Origin of the sequence: Loktanella sp. DSM 29012, assembly GCF_900110705.1 — a bacterium.
GTDB lineage: Bacteria > Pseudomonadota > Alphaproteobacteria > Rhodobacterales > Rhodobacteraceae > Loktanella > Loktanella gaetbuli.
Genome location: NZ_FOEJ01000003.1, coordinates 281,699 through 296,458, shown reverse-complemented (window position 1 = coordinate 296,458; position 14,760 = coordinate 281,699). Strand labels below are relative to the sequence as shown.

Genomic DNA, 14,760 nt, shown 5'->3' with positions numbered 1-14,760 from the left:
AAACGATCCACCGGTTGGACCATTCGGTCTGATACCCCCGCTGAGGCTAAACCGGAAAAGGATAAGACCATGGCTCTTCCCGAGTTCTCCATGCGTCAGCTGCTGGAAGCTGGCGTTCACTTCGGCCACCAGACCGCACGCTGGAACCCGCGCATGTCGCCCTTCATTTATGGCGCACGCAACGGCATTCACATCATGGACCTGACGCAGACCGTCCCGATGCTGGACCAGGCGCTGCAAGTCGTGCGCGACACCGTCGCCAAGGGCGGCCGCGTGCTGTTCGTCGGCACCAAGCGTCAGGCACAGAACCCCATCAAGGACGCCGCAGAGAAATCCGCGCAGTTCTACATGAACCACCGCTGGCTGGGCGGCACGCTGACCAACTGGCAGACCGTGTCCCAGTCGATCAACCGTCTGAAGCAGATCGACGAAGCCTCCGAGAACGGCTTTGCCGGTCTGACCAAGAAAGAGCGTCTGGGCATGGAGCGTGAGCAGGGCAAACTGCAAGCCTCGCTGGGCGGTATCCGCGAAATGGGCGGCGTGCCCGACCTGTTGTTCGTCATCGACGTCAACAAGGAAGACCTCGCCATCCTCGAAGCACAGAAACTGGGTATCCCCGTGGTTGCTGTCGTTGACACCAACTGCTCGCCCAAGGGTGTCGACTATGTCATCCCCGGCAACGACGACGCAGCCCGCGCGATCCAGCTGTACTGTGATCTGGCCGCCCGTGCCGCCCTTGACGGTATGCAGGCCCAGTTGGGTGCAGCAGGCGTCGACATGGGTGCCATGGAAGAGCTGATGGCAGAAGAAGATGCTGCCGCAGCTGCCGCCGCCAGCGAAGAAGCTGCCGCAGAGGCCTGAGCCTTGCGTCACCCGGGCGTCATGCCCGGGTGAGACAACCTGCACCAGACCCAGGGCCCGGGCCGTGCTGTGCGCACGCCCTGGCCCGGTCCCGAATATATCAGGAGAATGATCATGGCTGTTACTGCAGCACAGGTAAAAGAGCTTCGCGACACGACTGGCGCGGGCATGATGGACGCCAAGAAGGCGCTGACCGAAACCAACGGCGACATGGAAGCCGCGGTTGACTGGCTGCGCACCAAGGGTCTGGCCAAGGCCGCCAAGAAATCCGGCCGTACCGCCGCCGAAGGTCTGGTTGCCGTGGCAACCGAAGGTGGCAAGGGCGTCGCCGTCGAAGTGAATTCGGAAACCGATTTTGTCGCAAAGAACGCTGATTTCCAGAAAATGGTCGGCAAGATCGCAACGGCAGCCGTGACCGTCGATGACGTCGACGCGCTGAAGGCAACCGTGGTCGATGGCAAGACCGTCGAGCAGACAGTGACCGACGCCGTCGCCGTGATCGGTGAAAACATGTCCGTGCGTCGCATGGCGACCGTCAACGGCAGCACCGTCGTGTCCTATGTCCACAACTCGGTTGCACCCGGCATGGGCAGCATCGGCGTTCTGGTGGCCATGGACGGCGACAACGAGGCGTTCGGCCGTCAGGTCGCGATGCACATTGCCGCTGCGAACCCTGCCGCTCTGAGCGAGGCTGATCTGGACCCGGCGATCGTCGAAAAGGAAAAGCAGGTCCAGATGGACATCGCGCGCGAATCCGGCAAGCCCGAGGCCGTCATCGAAAAGATGATCGTCGGCCGCATGGCGAAATTCCTGGCTGAATCCACGCTGCTGGGTCAGGCATTCGTCGTAAACCCCGACCTGACCGTGGCCAAGGCCGCCGAAGAGGCCGGCGTGACCATCACCGGTTTCCAGCGCCTGGAAGTCGGCGAAGGCATCGAAGTCGAAAAAGAAGACTTTGCCGCAGAAGTGGCCAAGATGAACAAGTGATCCCATTCGGGATCTGACGAAAGGCCCCGCAATTTGCGGGGCCTTTTGCGTTTCGGGGGCAGGGGACGTTGCCACTGCAATGCCACGGATTGTGGCAGATCACCCGGCGTGCCGTGACCAATGAACGAAATTAATCATTAATGTTTTCCAAATCAGAACACATTTGACACCTATCCGGGCTCTCGAGGATTTGATCGAGGAGCTGAAAATGCCAACCATTACCACTGAAACCCGCACCGACCCGGACAACCTGTCCAACTGGAACACTATCGTCATCACACGGACCGACGGGATCGAAACCAGCCGCACGACGACCTATGACGTGTCGTCGAAACCGACGTCCGGTCTGGTCATCACCGATGACCGTGACGACATCGGTCTGACACGCCGGCTGTCTGTCGATGCGCAAAACGTCAACAGCTGGTCCAGCATCGAGGTGATCTACGATACCTCGTCAGGCGCATCGCTGCCCGTGACCAAGACGACGAATTTCGATAACGGTCAGTCGGTCGTCGATACCTATGACGCGTCAGGTACCGTGGTATCGACGCTGCGCACCGACGCTGACCCCAGCCAAGATGACTGGTCCACCATCTCCACGACACTGGACACGGAAACCGGTCGCACGACGGTTCTGACGCAACTGGACGACGGATCGTCCGTGCAGGAAACGACGGCGGCAGACGGCACGCTGATCCAGCGCGTTCGGACGGATGGTACTGGCGACGACAATACGTCCAGCTACAGCACGATCACGACCGATTACGATAGCGACGGGAACGTCCAACAGATCACCTATGACTATGACAACGGGCTGGAACGAGTTGAAACCTATGCCACCACGGACGGCACCACCTACATGACGGGCGCAGTTCAGAGCGATCTGGGTAATGCCTATTCCTGGCTCTCGATCACCGAGACGATGAATGCGGACGGCAATGTCATCTCGCGCGCACAGGTCAATGACGACGGCAGCAGCCGGACGCAGACATTCGACGCGGCAGGCGTGATGTTGTCTGACGAAAAAACCGATGTTGATGGCGTCGTTCAGCTGGATACCTATGTCGCGGGTGCACTAACCTCGACCACGCTGACCGACAGTTCGACGGATGGCGCAGCCGAAGCATGGGCCAGCAAGACCGTGACCTTTGCGGGCGGCGAAAAGACGGGCGATGCGATCGTCTATGACAACGGCACCAGCGTGACCAAGACCTATACCGAGGGTGTCCTGAGCCGTCATGAATTCACCGATGGTGCAGACGGCACGGCAGCGGATACACGGTCCTACGACAGCATCGTGACCACCTATGCCGCCGATGGCGACCGCATTTCGTCGGTCACGACGATGGACAACAGCGACACGATCAGCCGGACCTACAACGAGGATGGTTCCATCGCGCAATACGTCCGTGCCGATGTGTCCGACAGCAAATCCTTTGCCACGATCACCCGTGATTATGACGCGGACGGCGACCTGTCCGCGACCACATTGGTCAAGGACGACGGCGTGACTTCGGTCAACAGCTTTGACACCACCACCGGCCTGCGCACGTCTTCGGTCGTGACGGATGCCAGCGGCACGGACAGCACAAAATCCTGGTCCGAAGTGGCGAAAACCTATGACGCGGCGGGCAACCTGACGCAGCATCAGACCACCTACGACAACGGCAACGTCAAATCGACCAGCTACACCTATACAGACGGCGAGTTGACGGCGGTTTCGACAACGCAGGACGGCCCGGCCAGCGGTACGGGTATCTTTGTGGCTGAACTGTCCAAGACATATGCCGAAGATTCGGGTGGTGAGCTGTATCTGTCCGAGGTGTCAAAGACGCTGAGCAACGACAAGCAGGTGGTCCAGACCTATGCCGAGGACGGTGACATCGCGAGCCGTGTCACCACCGACATCAGCGCCGACGGCACCGGGTTCAAATGGGACATGATCGAGATTCAGCATGACGACGCAGGTCGGGTCGACTCCAAGCTGACGACATACGACACAGGCGATGAAATCCTGGTCCTGTTCGACGATGCAAACGCCAAGACAGCGCGGGTTCAGTTCGACGGCAACGAAAGCAACAGCTGGCAGTTCCGAGTGACCGAATACGACGCAGAGGGCAACGGCACCACGTCCTATGCCACAGCAGCGGATCTGGACAACGCATATCGCGATTTCTTCGACCTCGCACCGATTGTTGTTTGATCGGCGATCCTCAACCGAAGAAATTGGCCTCGCACAGACGTGCGGGGCCATTTTCGTTGTCGGGGCAGGGGGTTAGCCCAGATAGATCTGGCCAGGGGCGAATTTGACCCGTGGTGCGCTGCGGGTCGCGAGGAAAAACCCAAGCGCCAGCGGTCCGACCCGGCCTGCAAACATCATCAGCATGATGAACGATAGGCCGATGCCGTCCAATTCAGCCGTCGCACCGCGCGACAAGCCGACCGTGCCAAAGGCCGAAACGACCTCGAAGGCGAGGTCCAGAAATTCACCGTCATGCGAAATTGACACGAAAAACAGGCCGACAAACACAAGGATGATGCTGACCGTGGTCAGGGCGAGAACCTTCATCACCTCTTCCATCTTGAGCGATCGGCCAAAGATGTTCAGGCCGGAGGTTCTGCGGAAGAAGGCAATTGTCGCAACGATCAGCACGATCAGCGTCGTGACCTTGATCCCGCCCGCGGTCGAGGTGCTGCCACCGCCGACGAACATCAGCAGCATGGTCAACATCGTGGTGCTGTCATGCATGGCACCCGTGTCCAGCGTGTTGAAACCAGCCGTGCGCGGCGTGACGGCCTGGAACCACGATGCCCACAGCCGCTGACCGGACGAGGGCAGGGCGCCCAATGTCCCCGGATTGGTCCATTCCAGCAGCGCAAAAGTGACAAAACCGAACCCGATCAGGCAGGCCGATCCTGATAGCATCAATTTCGAGTGCAGTGTCAGGCGTTGCCATGACCGTTTTTGATAAATGTCGCCTACCACGACGAATCCCAGACCACCCAGAATGAACAGCACCGGAATGACGATATTCACGATCGGATCGGCGACATAAGGAACAAGCCCGGTCGGCAGCAGTGAAAAACCCGCGTTGTTGAATGCTGAAATAGCATGGAACAGCGCCAGCCACATTCCGTGGGCCACGCCGAATTCCGGTATGAAGACAAAGCTGAGGATACATGTCGCCACAAGTTCGCAGGTCAGTGCGACAACCAGAATGATCCGCACCAACACCGTCAGATTGTTCAACGTGGTCTGGCCCAGATCCTCGCGCAGGATCAGGCGTTGCGGCATACCGACCGGGATGCCAAGCGCGGACAGGACCATAACGGCAAAGGTCATCAGCCCCAGACCGCCAAGCTGGATCAGGGCGGCAATCACGACTTCGCCGAACAAGCTGAAGGTTGCGCCGACGTCGACTGTCGAAAGGCCTGTCACCGTAACTGCCGAGGTCGAAATGAACACCGCCGTCATCAGGCCGATGTCCACGTCTGGCGCGGTGGCAAAGGGCAGGGACAGCAGACCCGCACCAACGATGATTGACGACAGATAGATCAGGCACAGGGTCGCCGGTGGCGGCATACGGAAACTGCGCATGCCGAACCGTCCACGGCGCTGAAGTGGCGATGATGGCATTACAGATCCTCGGCGAACTCGCGCAAATCGTTCCTGGTGCCCAAAAGCAACAGTAAATCATCGGGTTGCAGGGTAAAGCTGCTGCCGTCGTGGCCCAGATATTCGGTGCCACGCATGACACCGATACACCGCAGATTGTGTTCCTTGGCATGGCTCAGGTCTTCGAGCTTGCGATCCTCGAGGCTCTCTGGGATGCGAAAATTCACCACGTGATAACCGTTGCCGAGGCTGACGTAGTCGCGCACCAACGGGTTGTGCATGACCTGTGCGATGTGCTGTCCGACCTCGTGTTCAGGATGGATGACCCGGTCCACACCAAGCTTTGACAGGATGCGGTGATGGGTTTTGGTACGGGCCTTGGCCCAGACGGTCCGCACACCAATGAGCTTGAGATTCATCACGGCGAGGATCGACGCTTCCAGATCGCTGCCCATCGCGACCAGAACGAAATCACAATCTCCCATGCCGGCCTCGCGCAATGCCGCTTCGTCGCGGGCATCGACGATCATGGTTTGCGTCAAGGTGTCGACCATGTCGCTCACGGCTTGCGGGTTGGTGTCAATTCCGATGACGTGGTTGCCAAAGCGTGTCAGCTCGTTCGCGACAGCCCGTCCAAAGATACCAAGTCCAACGATTCCGAATGTGCGACGTCCGCGTGCCATAACCATTTCCTGCAACTACCGGAATGACATTAGTGCGCTTTGCACGGATGAGAAGCGGTGACGATGCATTGGCTGGTGGAATAAAGCGACGGGCCAGGATTTGATCCACTCCTTTAATTACATAATACCAATTACAAGCAAACGATCATGTGCTTGCAGCCGACTGGCCTTTGCCGTGTCCGTGACTATACAGACCCCAATTGAAAAATGGAGGCTGGCATGAGCAAGTCAGAAATCGGCCTGTTGGGTCTGGGCACCATGGGTGCAGCCCTTGCGTTGAACATCGCTGACAATGGTTTCGATATCGCGGTGTTCAATCGCACGACGCAGGTCACGCGTGATTTCGCCAAGGATGCCGGTGATCTGGCACAGCGGATCACCCCGACGGAAAATCTGAAGGATTTTGTTGCTGCCATCGCAACACCGCGCACGATCATTCTGATGGTGCCCGCTGGCGATCCGGTTGACCAGCAGATCGCGGCGCTGCGTCCCTTGCTGAATGACGATGATCTGATCATCGACGCCGGCAACGCGAATTTTCACGACACCAACCGCCGCGCGGCCGAGGCTGATGGCAAGCCGTTTCTGGGCATTGGCGTGTCAGGTGGCGAAGATGGTGCGCGCCATGGCCCGTCCATCATGGGTGGCGGTCCGCGCGCGGCATGGGATCGTGTGGCGCACATCCTGACGGCAATCGCGGCACAACACGACGGCACAGCCTGTGCGACATGGATGGGTCAGGACGGCGCAGGTCACTTCGTCAAGGCCGTTCACAACGGTATCGAATACGCCGATATGCAAATGATTGCAGAGGTTTACGGCGTGATGCGCGATGGCATGGGGTTGGATTACGCCCAGATTTCCGATGTTTTCGAGGCCTGGAACAATGGCCCGCTGGCGTCCTATCTGATCGAGATTTCGCACAAGGTCGCAGGTGCAAATGACAATCTGACGGGTGCACCGCTGCTCAGCGTGATCCGCGATGCGGCGGGGCAAAAAGGAACCGGACGCTGGACCGCCATCGAGGCGCAGCACCTCGCAGCCCCCGTCCCGGCCATCGAAGCAGCTGTTGCCGCACGCAATATCTCGGCCCGGACCGCGCTGCGCGCGCAGGGTCAGGACATTTTTGGTGCAGCACCCGTCAGCCTGAACGATGCGCTGGATATCGACCAGTTGGAGCAGGCGCTGATCGCGGGCAAGATCCTGTGCTATGCGCAGGGTTTCGACATGATTGCGCGTGCCTCTGACGATTTTAGTTGGGCGCTGCCGCTACCGGACATCGCGAGGGTCTGGCGTGCGGGCTGTATCATCCGGTCCGTGATGCTGGACGACATGGCCACGGCGCTGGCGGAAAACCCAGATGAAAACCTGATGTTTTCCAAACGGTTCGCCGGTGATCTTCGGGAAAATCACATGGCGCTGCGACAGGTCGTGGCACAAGCGGCGCTGCATGGCTTGCCGATGCCTGCGCTGTCATCGGGCCTTGCGTATTTCGATGCGATGCGTACGGCGCGTGGTACGGCTGACATGATCCAGGGCCAGCGCGATTATTTCGGGCGCCATGGTTTCATGCGGCTGGATCGCGACGGGACCGATTTCCACGGACCCTGGGCGGATTGAACCTCCCTACCCCAGTGCGTATCCCGCCCCACGGACCGTACGCACTGGGTCAGTCCCGCCTTCGGCGGTCAGCACCTTGCGCAAACGACCCACGTGCACGTCCACCGTGCGGGTATCGACATAGATGTCGCGGCCCCAGACCCGGTCCAGCAGCTGATCGCGTGACCAGACACGACCGGGCTTTTCCATCAGCGTGGACAAGAGCCTGAATTCGGTTGGCCCGAGTTTCAGCGCATTGCCGTCGCGGGTGGCCCGATGCGTTTCCGCGTCCAGCAGAATATCCTCATACACCAGAACCTGACCCACGGAGGTGGGCCGCACGCGACGCAATTGCGACCGGACCCGCGCCATCATTTCCGACATGGAATAGGGTTTCGTGACATAATCATCCGCCCCGGTTTCCAGACCGCGCACGCGGTCCACCTCCTCGGTGCGGGCCGACAGCATGATGATCCCTACAGACCTGGTCGCGGGGTCCATCTTGATCCGGCGACAGACCTCGATCCCGGTCACACGCGGCAGCATCCAGTCCAGCACCATGACGTCCGGCGGGTCCTCTGCGACGACCATCATCGCCTCTTCACCATCGGCGGCCCCCGAAACACGAAAGCCCTCTGCCTCGAGGTTATAGGTCAGAACCTCGCGGATCGCGTGTTCATCTTCGACGACTAGGACATGCGGCTGGGTGGACATGGATCATTCCGGTTCTGTTGTATAGGCCGTGCGGTCCGATTTAGGCCGCGCCTCGTCTGGCATGTCACCGGTGACCAGATAGATCACCTGTTCTGCCATATTGGTCGTCAGATCGCCCATGCGTTCGATGTTCTTGGCCATGAAATGCAGATGCATGCAGGCGGTGATGTTGCGCGGGTCTTCCATCATGAAGGTCAGGAATTCGCGGAACAGCGCGTTGTACATCTGGTCGACATCCTGGTCGTGCTGGCGCACGTCCTCGGCCAGTTCGGCATCGCCGCGGATATAGGCATCCAACGTATCGTTCAGCATACCCTGCACCTCGCGGGCCATGCGTTTCAGCGCAACCTCCGATCCGCTGATGACCGGCATGTCGATCAGGACCGACGTGCGTTTGGCGATGTTCTTTGCATAATCGCCGATCCGTTCGAGCGAGGCCGCCAGTCGCAGCACCGTCAGGATGGACCGCAAATCCTTGGACACCGGTGCACGCAGGGCGATGGTGCGTGCCGCGGAATCGTTGATCTCGATTTCCAGCGCGTCGATGGCCTTGTCACCATTGCGGACCTTTTCGGCCAGTTCCAGGTCACGGGTCGCCATCGCTTCGGCGGTTTGCAAGATTGCTGCCTCGACCATACCACCCATTTTCATGATCAGTGTCGTGATCTCTTCGAGGTCGCGGTCGTAGGCGGATGAAATGTGTTGTTGATCGCTCATGGTCGCCGCTCCTTATCCGATCCGGCCCGAGATATAGCTCTCGGTGCGCGGGTCTTCGGGGTTGGTAAAGATTTTGTCCGTCTCGTCGTATTCAACCATGTTGCCGAGATGGAAAAACGCGGTTTTCTGACTGACCCGTGCAGCCTGCTGCATCGAGTGGGTCACGATCACCACTGAAAAGCTTTGGCGCAGTTCGTCGATCAGTTCCTCGACCTGGGCCGTGGCGATGGGGTCCAGAGCACTGCATGGCTCGTCCATCAGCAGCACTTCTGGTTCGGTGGCAACAGCGCGTGCGATGCACAGGCGTTGCTGCTGACCGCCCGACAAGCCGGTGCCCGGTTCGTGCAGACGATCCTTGACCTCTTCCCACAGCGCCCCGCGGCGCAGGGATTTTTCCACGATCTCGTCTAGCTCTGCCTTATTGCGTGACAGACCGTGAATTTTCGGACCATAGGCCACGTTGTCGTAGATGGATTTCGGAAAGGGGTTCGGTTTCTGGAACACCATGCCGACCTTGGCGCGCAACTGCACCGGATCAACGCGGGGATCATAGATATCCTCGCCGTCGATGGCGATGTGGCCGGTGACACGCGCAATATCGATCGTGTCGTTCATCCGGTTGATGCACCGCAGAAACGTGGATTTGCCGCAGCCTGATGGGCCGATGAACGCCGTGACGGTCTTGTCCTCGATCTGGACGGACACGTCCTTGATCGCGTGTTTGTCGCCGTAATACACGTCGATATTGTTCGCCGAGATTTTGATGTTCTTGGTCATTGAGGTGTCTTTCATGGCTTACCAACGGCGTTCGAATTTGCGGCGCAGGATGATGGCGGCGGCGTTCATGATCAGCAGGAACACCAGAAGCACGATGATCGCACCCTGGGCCCGTTCGACAAAGGCCGGGTCCGATCGCTGCGTCCAGTTGTAGATTTGCACGGGCAGTGCGGTTGACGGGTCTCCGAACAGGCCGGCGCTGTCGGAAAAGGCCTGCGGGTAATCCCGCACAAAGGCCACCATACCGATCAGCAGCAGCGGTGCGGTTTCACCCAGCGCCTGCGCCAAACCGATGATCGTGCCCGTCAGGATGCCCGGTGCGGCCAGTGGCAACACGTGGTGAAACACCGATTGCATTTTTGACGCGCCGACACCCAATGCCGCATCTCGGATCGACGGCGGCACGGATTTCAATGCGGCACGGGTCGAAATGATGATGGTCGGCAACGTCATCAGGGTCAGCACCAGGCCCCCCACCAGCGGCGACGATTGGTTGAATTCCATGAAGTTGATGAAAATCGCAAGGCCGAGGATCCCGTAGACGATGGACGGAACGGCCGCGAGGTTGGCGATGTTGACCTCGATGATGTCGGTCCAGCGGTTTTTCGGGGCAAATTCCTCGAGGTAGATGGACGCAGCGACTGCAATGGGCAGCGCCAGCACCAGCACCACGATCATCATGTAGAGCGATCCGAGGATTGCCACGCCCAGCCCTGCGGCCTCTGGTCTTTGGTCAGATGCATCAGGCAGCGACAGGAACGCCCAGTTGATGCGGGTCTCGATGATGCCCACCTCGGCCATCTGTTCGGCCAGGACCAGTTGTTCGGGGCTGACGTTCTGGTCGCGCGATGCGGTTTCCATCGTCACGCGGCCCTTGAAAAATCCGTCGATCCGCCCGTCGGCCAGCAGGTTGAAATTAACCGTCTCACCAATCAGGTCCGGATTCGCCAGCACGCGGTTGCGGACGGTGGCCGATGCCTCCTTGGAAATCATGTCGCCGATGTCCTTGGCGCTGACCTCGGTTTCGATCCCGGCAGCGGCCAGCGTGTCGATCAAACCGTCGCGCAGGACAGAGGCATAGCCGATGGTCGTCGTCTTGGCCATTTCGGCAGGATCGCGGTTACCTTCCTTGTCCAGCCTGTCAGCAGGAAGGGTGATGTCGATGGTCACATAGGTCTGGCTGAATGCGCCGATCCCCTTGACGATCACGCTGGTCAACAGGATCGCAAGCGCCATCATGGCAACGGCGATGGCCGCGACACCGTATGATTTGAACCGGCGTTCAGCGGCGTTGCGCGCCTTGGTCCGCTTGTCTTCGGTCAGCAGGGATTTCGAGGTCATTCGTATTGCTCCCGGTAGCGGCGCACGATGTAGAGGGCGAGGACATTCAGCGCGAGGGTGATGACAAACAAGGTCAGGCCCAATGCGAATGCCACGAGTGTTTCAGGGGATGCGAAATCGGTATCACCGGTCAACTGGCTGACGATCTTGACCGTCACGGTCGTCATCGCTTCGAACGGGTTCAGGTCCAGACGGGCCGCAGCCCCTGCCCCCAGCACCACGATCATTGTCTCGCCGATGGCGCGGGATGCAGCCAGAAGGATGGCACCGACGATGCCGGGCAAGGCGGCAGGCAGAACAACCTGCCGGATGGTTTCCGAATGGGTCGATCCCAACCCCAGACTTCCGTCGCGCAGGGATTGCGGCACGGCGTTGATGATGTCGTCCGACAGCGACGACACAAAGGGGATCAACATGATGCCCATGACCAGCCCGGCGGTCATCACCGACGACGCGCTGTCGCCGAAACCGGTCGGCTGGGCAAGGTAGTCGCGCAGGAACGGTCCCACGGTGACCAGGGCAAACAGACCGTAGACGATGGTCGGAATACCAGCGAGGATTTCGATCAGCGGCTTGAACACGCTGCGCGTCCGGCGGCTGGCGTATTCGCTGAGGTAGACAGCGGCGAACAAACCGATCGGCACCGCAAAGATCAGGGCGATGACGCTGATATACAGCGTGCCCCACAGCAGCGGCAGAATGCCGAGGTCAGAGTTGCCGCGGAAATTGGGCGACCAGTTGGTCGAGAAAAAGAAGTCCTGCCAGCGATACTGGCTGAAAAAGTTGATCGATTCGAACAACATCGAAAATACGATTCCGACCGTGGTCAGAATGGCGATGACAGAGGCACCGATCAGCAAGCTGCGGATCCAGCCTTCGGCAGCGGTGCGGGCGCGGAACGTTACCGACACACGCATCACCGACAGGATGAAACCCAGTGTCGCAATCACGATGATGGCCAGCGGCACCCAGATCGGCGCGGTCTCGCGGTAGCTGAGAAGGCGCGCGGCAAACAGCCATGCCAGAATGGCGAACAGGGCGGGAATGGCGGTGGACAGGGCTGTGTTCAGCCCGTGCTGGCGCGGCAGGGACGCCAGTTTGCGGATATCACCGCCAGCGGCACTTTGTGCACGACTGCGGGCGATGAAAAACCCTCCGACGCTGAGTGCAGCAATAAACAAAAGGGGCAACGTCAGCGACATGTGGCAACTTTCACTTCGTTCAAATGACCGGGGGCAGTGGCCCTGCCCCCGGTCGTAGCATGCGTTTGCGCAAACTTACATCGTGGTTTCGTCGGCGATCTTGGCTTGGGTGTCGGCCAGTTCGGGGTCGGACACCAGGCCGTATTCGGCCAGCGGGCCATCGGGGCCTGCCATGTCGTCGGACACGAAGAACTCTGCGTATTCCTTCAGACCGGGGATGACGCCGATGTGCGCCTTCTTGACGTAGAAAAACAGCGGACGGGACACGGGGTAATCACCAGCCGAGATGGTTTCCGTCGTGGGTTCGACACCGTTCATGGTGGCGACCTTCAGGACACTGGTGTTGTTTTCGTAGAATGCCAGACCAAAGACGCCGACACCGTTGGGGTTCGCGTCGATGCGGGCCAGCGTTTCGGTGTAGTCGCCGTCGATGTCCACGGACATGCCGTCGGTGCGGATCGCCATGCAGGCGGATTCGGCAGCATCTTCGTCACCGCCGTTGATTTCCATGATCGCAGCCATGGCACCGCTGTCTTCGCAGCCCTGCAGGATGACTTTTTCCTCGAACACTTCACGGGTGCCGTGCTTGGTGCCCGGGATGAACGTCATGATGTCGGCATCGGGCAGTGCGGCGTCAACCTGCGACCAGTTGGTGTTCGGGTTGGGAACCATGGCACCGTCGACGGGCAGTTCGGCGGCCAGTGCATTGTACCACTGTGTCGGGGTGAACTCGGTAAAGGCCGGGCCGTCGGTCTGGCTGGCGAACACGATGCCATCGTAACCGATGCGGACTTCCATGATGTCGGTCACGCCGTTTGCGGCGCATTCCTCGATCTCTGCGGGGCGGATCGCGCGGGATGCGTTGGCGATGTCGACGGTGTTTTCACCAACGCCTTCGCAGAAACGCTTCAGACCAGCAGAAGAACCGCCGGATTCAACGACGGGTGTCGGAAAATCAAAGTTTTCGCCGAACAGTTCGGCAACGATCGTGGCATAGGGCAGCACGGTGGACGAGCCTGCAACCTGCACGTTGTCACGGGATTGGGCGGTGGCGGCGGATGCGGCAGCGATGGCAACGGCAGAGGTGGCCAGTTTGATGAACGACATATTTTGCTCCTGTCAGTCATATGCGGACGGCGTTTCCTACGCCCCCGTCGCGGCCCTGCTAATCGGCCCGCACAACGCTTTTGTGACACTTATGTAAAAGTAATATGACAGGCGCCGAAATCGCGCATTTAGTCCGCAAGCGGCAGAACCACGGTACAGGTTGTGCCTGATCCGACCGTACTCGTGATATGCAATCGCCCGCGGTGACGGTTCAGGATGTGTTTCACGATGGCCAACCCCAGTCCCGTGCCACCCTGCCCGCGCGCCCGGTGGGAATCGACGCGGTAGAATCGCTCGGTCAGGCGCGGCAAATGGTGTGCCGCGATACCGGGACCATGATCGCGCACATGAAACGCCAGCCCCAACCCGCGCAGTTTGCGAAATGCGGCGGGCGGGTCGACGGTAATCTCGACCTTTTCGCCGTCGGCACCGTATTTCAGCGCGTTCTGCACCAGATTGGCGATGACCTGCCGCAACTGGTCAGAATCGCCCAAGACGTGCACGCCCGCGCTGTTGTCCTCCAGGGTCACCTTCATCCCCGAATCCGAGATGATCGGACCCAGATCCTCAAGCGTGCCTGCGATCAGCGCACCCAGATTGACCGCCGTATTGGGACGCAGGCGTTCCGCCTCCTCGACCCGCGACAGCGACAAAAGGTCGGTGACAAGCTGGGTCATCCGCGTAGTTTCACGCTCCATGATTCCCAGAAAACGTTCACGGGCCTTGGGGTCGTCGCGGGCGGCACCGCGCAGCGTTTCGATGAATCCCTGCAGTGCGGTCAGCGGCGTGCGCAGCTCGTGACTGACATTGGCCACGAAATCCCGGCGCAACTGTCCGACGTCCTGTGCCGCGGTCCGATCCTCAAAGGTCAGGATCACGCTGCGCCCCTCGGGTACGATGGTCACATCCCAGGTCGTGTCCCGCGCACCGTCGCGCCCCAGGTATTGCGATTTGCCCGGTGCGCCGGATTGCATCACGGTCTCGATCGCCTCCAGCAAGGTGGGTTGCCGCAAGGCGGTGATGAAATGGCGCCCCACCAGTTTCGGCCCCAGGAGGGCCGTCAGTGCAGGACTGACGGCACCTACCATCTGATCCGCGTCGATCAGCATCACCGGGATCGGCAGGGCATCGACGGGGATCAGACGGGTCATGGTCC

At 59.9% G+C, this 14,760-nt stretch carries 13 protein-coding genes; 4 read left to right on the top strand and 9 right to left on the bottom strand.

Annotation, left to right across the window (positions count from 1 at the left end; translation table 11 throughout):
* Window positions 1-69: 69 nt before the first annotated feature.
* From rpsB to BMX27_RS08825, 3 genes are all read left to right on the top strand, one after another.
* Window positions 70-861 carry a 30S ribosomal protein S2 gene (gene rpsB, locus BMX27_RS08835; RefSeq protein WP_056038556.1) on the top strand — a complete coding sequence of 264 codons (792 nt, stop codon included), beginning with the start codon at window positions 70-72 and terminating at the stop codon, window positions 859-861.
* Between the two features lie 114 nt (window positions 862-975).
* On the top strand, window positions 976-1,848 hold the full coding sequence (tsf, locus tag BMX27_RS08830; protein WP_090159652.1) for a translation elongation factor Ts: 873 nt from the start codon (window positions 976-978) through the stop codon (window positions 1,846-1,848).
* Between the two features lie 208 nt (window positions 1,849-2,056).
* Entirely contained in the window at window positions 2,057-4,051 is a 1,995-nt protein-coding gene (locus tag BMX27_RS08825; RefSeq protein WP_090159472.1) for an RHS repeat domain-containing protein, read from the top strand.
* A gap of 72 nt (window positions 4,052-4,123) precedes the next feature.
* Here the strand turns inward: BMX27_RS08825 and BMX27_RS08820 are convergent, their stop codons facing one another.
* Both BMX27_RS08820 and BMX27_RS08815 read right to left on the bottom strand, forming a co-directional pair.
* A complete protein-coding gene (locus BMX27_RS08820) occupies window positions 4,124-5,485 on the bottom strand; it encodes a TrkH family potassium uptake protein (RefSeq protein ID WP_256212445.1) in 1,362 nt (453 codons plus the stop codon).
* Entirely contained in the window at window positions 5,485-6,147 is a 663-nt protein-coding gene (locus BMX27_RS08815; protein ID WP_090159471.1) for a potassium channel family protein, read from the bottom strand. The genes BMX27_RS08820 and BMX27_RS08815 overlap by 1 nt, the downstream gene beginning before the upstream one ends.
* Before the next feature lie 219 nt (window positions 6,148-6,366).
* On the opposite strand from BMX27_RS08815, the gene gndA reads away from it, so the two are divergent.
* Window positions 6,367-7,767, top strand: a complete 1,401-nt coding sequence (gene gndA / locus BMX27_RS08810; RefSeq protein WP_090159470.1) for an NADP-dependent phosphogluconate dehydrogenase — start codon at window positions 6,367-6,369, stop codon at window positions 7,765-7,767.
* Window positions 7,768-7,773: 6 nt separating this feature from the next.
* Here gndA and phoB read toward each other — a convergent pair whose 3' ends face one another.
* From phoB to BMX27_RS08775, 7 genes are all read right to left on the bottom strand, one after another.
* Window positions 7,774-8,460 carry a phosphate regulon transcriptional regulator PhoB gene (phoB, locus tag BMX27_RS08805; RefSeq protein ID WP_056038547.1) on the bottom strand — a complete coding sequence of 229 codons (687 nt, stop codon included), beginning with the start codon at window positions 8,458-8,460 and terminating at the stop codon, window positions 7,774-7,776.
* Between the two features lie 3 nt (window positions 8,461-8,463).
* Entirely contained in the window at window positions 8,464-9,177 is a 714-nt protein-coding gene (gene phoU, locus BMX27_RS08800; protein ID WP_056038544.1) for a phosphate signaling complex protein PhoU, read from the bottom strand.
* Window positions 9,178-9,189: 12 nt separating this feature from the next.
* Entirely contained in the window at window positions 9,190-9,954 is a 765-nt protein-coding gene (pstB, locus tag BMX27_RS08795) for a phosphate ABC transporter ATP-binding protein PstB (RefSeq protein ID WP_090159469.1), read from the bottom strand.
* An 18-nt stretch (window positions 9,955-9,972) separates the two neighbouring features.
* A complete protein-coding gene (pstA, locus tag BMX27_RS08790; protein WP_090159468.1) occupies window positions 9,973-11,295 on the bottom strand; it encodes a phosphate ABC transporter permease PstA in 1,323 nt (440 codons plus the stop codon).
* On the bottom strand, window positions 11,292-12,497 hold the full coding sequence (gene pstC, locus BMX27_RS08785; protein WP_090159467.1) for a phosphate ABC transporter permease subunit PstC: 1,206 nt from the start codon (window positions 12,495-12,497) through the stop codon (window positions 11,292-11,294). The genes pstA and pstC overlap by 4 nt, the downstream gene beginning before the upstream one ends.
* 75 nt (window positions 12,498-12,572) lie before the next feature.
* Entirely contained in the window at window positions 12,573-13,604 is a 1,032-nt protein-coding gene (locus tag BMX27_RS08780) for a substrate-binding domain-containing protein (RefSeq protein WP_090159466.1), read from the bottom strand.
* A 128-nt stretch (window positions 13,605-13,732) separates the two neighbouring features.
* On the bottom strand, window positions 13,733-14,755 hold the full coding sequence (locus BMX27_RS08775; RefSeq protein WP_090159465.1) for an ATP-binding protein: 1,023 nt from the start codon (window positions 14,753-14,755) through the stop codon (window positions 13,733-13,735).
* Window positions 14,756-14,760 lie beyond the last annotated feature (5 nt).

Coding starts and splice junctions, on each gene's coding strand:
- pstB (WP_090159469.1), bottom strand. CDS start 9,954: ATGACCAAGAACATCAAAATCTCGGCGAACAATATCGACGTGTATTAC.
- BMX27_RS08775 (WP_090159465.1), bottom strand. CDS start 14,755: ATGACCCGTCTGATCCCCGTCGATGCCCTGCCGATCCCGGTGATGCTG.
- phoU (WP_056038544.1), bottom strand. CDS start 9,177: ATGAGCGATCAACAACACATTTCATCCGCCTACGACCGCGACCTCGAA.
- pstC (WP_090159467.1), bottom strand. CDS start 12,497: ATGTCGCTGACGTTGCCCCTTTTGTTTATTGCTGCACTCAGCGTCGGA.
- BMX27_RS08820 (WP_256212445.1), bottom strand. CDS start 5,485: ATGCCATCATCGCCACTTCAGCGCCGTGGACGGTTCGGCATGCGCAGT.
- phoB (WP_056038547.1), bottom strand. CDS start 8,460: ATGTCCACCCAGCCGCATGTCCTAGTCGTCGAAGATGAACACGCGATC.
- rpsB (WP_056038556.1), top strand. CDS start 70: ATGGCTCTTCCCGAGTTCTCCATGCGTCAGCTGCTGGAAGCTGGCGTT.
- gndA (WP_090159470.1), top strand. CDS start 6,367: ATGAGCAAGTCAGAAATCGGCCTGTTGGGTCTGGGCACCATGGGTGCA.
- BMX27_RS08825 (WP_090159472.1), top strand. CDS start 2,057: ATGCCAACCATTACCACTGAAACCCGCACCGACCCGGACAACCTGTCC.
- BMX27_RS08780 (WP_090159466.1), bottom strand. CDS start 13,604: ATGTCGTTCATCAAACTGGCCACCTCTGCCGTTGCCATCGCTGCCGCA.
- pstA (WP_090159468.1), bottom strand. CDS start 11,295: ATGACCTCGAAATCCCTGCTGACCGAAGACAAGCGGACCAAGGCGCGC.
- tsf (WP_090159652.1), top strand. CDS start 976: ATGGCTGTTACTGCAGCACAGGTAAAAGAGCTTCGCGACACGACTGGC.
- BMX27_RS08815 (WP_090159471.1), bottom strand. CDS start 6,147: ATGGCACGCGGACGTCGCACATTCGGAATCGTTGGACTTGGTATCTTT.